The organism is Chamaesiphon sp. OTE_8_metabat_110, assembly GCF_031382685.1.
Classification (GTDB): Bacteria; Cyanobacteriota; Cyanobacteriia; order Cyanobacteriales; family Chamaesiphonaceae; genus Chamaesiphon.
The window spans coordinates 1-2,388 of record NZ_JANMZA010000132.1 but is presented as its reverse complement, the minus strand read 5'-3'; the positions used below and the strand labels follow the sequence as shown (position 1 = coordinate 2,388).

The following is a 2,388-nucleotide window of genomic DNA, read 5'->3' as shown; positions in this document are numbered from 1 at the left end:
CCGTCTCCCCGTCCCCCATCCCCCATCTCCTAATCAATGTCGCGATTTCAAAAGCTGCTCAATTATCTCGATCCTTACAGATGGCAAGTTGCTCAGGGTATTGGTGCGCTGTTTGTCGTCAATGCTTTGAGTGTCTATATTCCCCTGTTAATTAGGGAAGGGATCGATCGACTAAAAACTTCATTTACTAGCGAATATCTCACTCGACTGGCGATCTTTCTGGTGCTATTGACATCAATTATGTGGATAGTCAGAATGGCATCACGGATTGCGATTTTTGGGGTGGGGCGACAAGTACAAGCCAAAATGAAGCAAGATATCTTCGAGCACATTCTGAGTTTGGAGCCGGGGTATTTTGTGACGATGACGGTGGGAGATCTCGTCAATCGATTTACGAGTGATGTGGAAAACATCATGCGGCTGGTGGGATTTGCGGTATTGAGTACGGCAAATATCGTATTTGCTTACGCGCTGACTTTACCCGCGATGTTGTCGATTAATGTCAAGCTCACGCTGATGGCATTGGCTGTCTATCCATTGATGTTGATCGTCGTTCAACTGTTTAGCGGACAACTTCGCACGCAACAGGTAACGGTGCAAGAATCGATCTCGGATTTGAGTGAGTTGATTCAAGAGGATATGAGTGGGATTGCTTTGATTAAAATCTATGCTCAAGAAGAAAACGAGCGCAAAGCATTCCGCCATAAAAACAATGAGTTGTTTACAGCTAACCTCAAATTAGCTCAACTCAGAAATACAATTTTTCCAATCATTCAAGGGTTAGCCTCAATTAGTTTGCTAGTATTATTGTGGCAAGGGGGCTTAGCGATCGTCGATAACCAGATCACCGTCGGTGACTTCTTATCCTTAATTATTTTCGCTCAAAATCTAATTTTTCCTACTGCCTTGCTAGGATTCACAATTACAGCTTACCAGCGTGGGGAAGTTAGTATCGATCGAGTCGAAGCGATCCTGTTCAATCGTCCGCAGATCGCCGATTTACCGACATCAATTCATTTAGATACGCCCATCAAAGGTCAGATTGTCGCTCGGAATTTTAGCTATACTTATCCTGGTGCCCAGACGCCAGCACTCAAGCAACTTAATTTTACAATCGAAGCAGGCGAAACGATCGCGATCGTCGGGCCGATCGGCGCGGGTAAATCGACATTGGCAAATGCCTTACCTCGGTTATTAGAAATCCCCGAGCAGAGTCTATTTATTGATGGTTATGACGTTCATCAATTGAGTTTAGCGGACTTGCGCTCGGCGATCGCCTATGTACCGCAAGAAAGCTTCTTGTTTAGTACCTCGATCGAGAATAATATTCGTTATGGCGATCCTTTAGCAAGCCATGATGCTGTCGAGACAGCGGCTAAATGGGGACAGATTAACACCGAAATCCTCAACTTCTCCCAACAGTACGACACGATTGTCGGCGAACGCGGCATCACCCTTTCCGGCGGACAACGCCAACGGACAGCCCTATCCCGTGCCTTGCTGCTAAACGCACCGATTCTGATCCTCGATGACGCCCTCTCAAGTGTAGACAATCAGACAGCCACAGCCATTCTCCAAAACTTGTCCCAATCTGGGCAGAAACGGACGGTGCTGTTTATCACCCATCAATTATCCGCCGCCGCGACAGCCGATCGCATTCTAGTAATGGATAAGGGTGAAATCGTGCAAACTGGCACTCACCAGGAATTAATCGCCCGTGCAGGTTTGTATCAGTGGCTGTGTAGTCAGAACCAATTGGAAGAGTTGCTCCATTAGTACAGCATTGCCAGGTAAGACTGGCACTCACCAAGAATCGATTACGACTCTCGATCGCAACCCACGATCGAGCCGATCTCCATCGACATTAATCACTCCGTACTTGTCAGCGCCGTGTCAAATAATCTCCAATCTCACCATATTACTAGCTTAAGAGTAGCTAAAATAGATGATTACCACTCGATCGCATTCTTGGAGTATTATCTATAGACACCTGTGTTCTAAGCCACTCCGGTTCCATTCACTCGATCGAGTGAGAATTGACTCCACAAAAGTTTCATGAGCTGGTTTAGATCGTTAGACTATCCCGCCGCCGCCGATAGTTGCGGGTAGATCCTAGTTGGTAATCGCCAACCGATTGTGTGTGAACGTACTCGCGATCGTTGTTGAGTCACTGGTAACAATGATATCTTTCTTGTTGAAGCTATTTTGTTTTAATAAGTTGAATATTAGTTATCATCTCGACTCAATTTGATGGTTAAATACAAATTATCGATCGTTACAAACGGTTAACTTTAGTCAGAAGATTATGAAAGCAGTTGGTGGAAAAGACCGCAAGCGACTACTATTAATCGATGATGACCCCAATCTCATCTTATTAGTCAAAGATTA

1 protein-coding gene is annotated in these 2,388 nt (G+C 45.3%); it reads left to right on the top strand.

The genetic code is table 11. The features are described 5' to 3' along the window. Nucleotides 1-36: 36 nt before the first annotated feature. Nucleotides 37-1,776 carry an ABC transporter ATP-binding protein gene (locus tag RMO52_RS04625; protein ID WP_310411318.1) on the top strand — a complete coding sequence of 580 codons (1,740 nt, stop codon included), beginning with the start codon at nt 37-39 and terminating at the stop codon, nt 1,774-1,776. Nucleotides 1,777-2,388 lie beyond the last annotated feature (612 nt).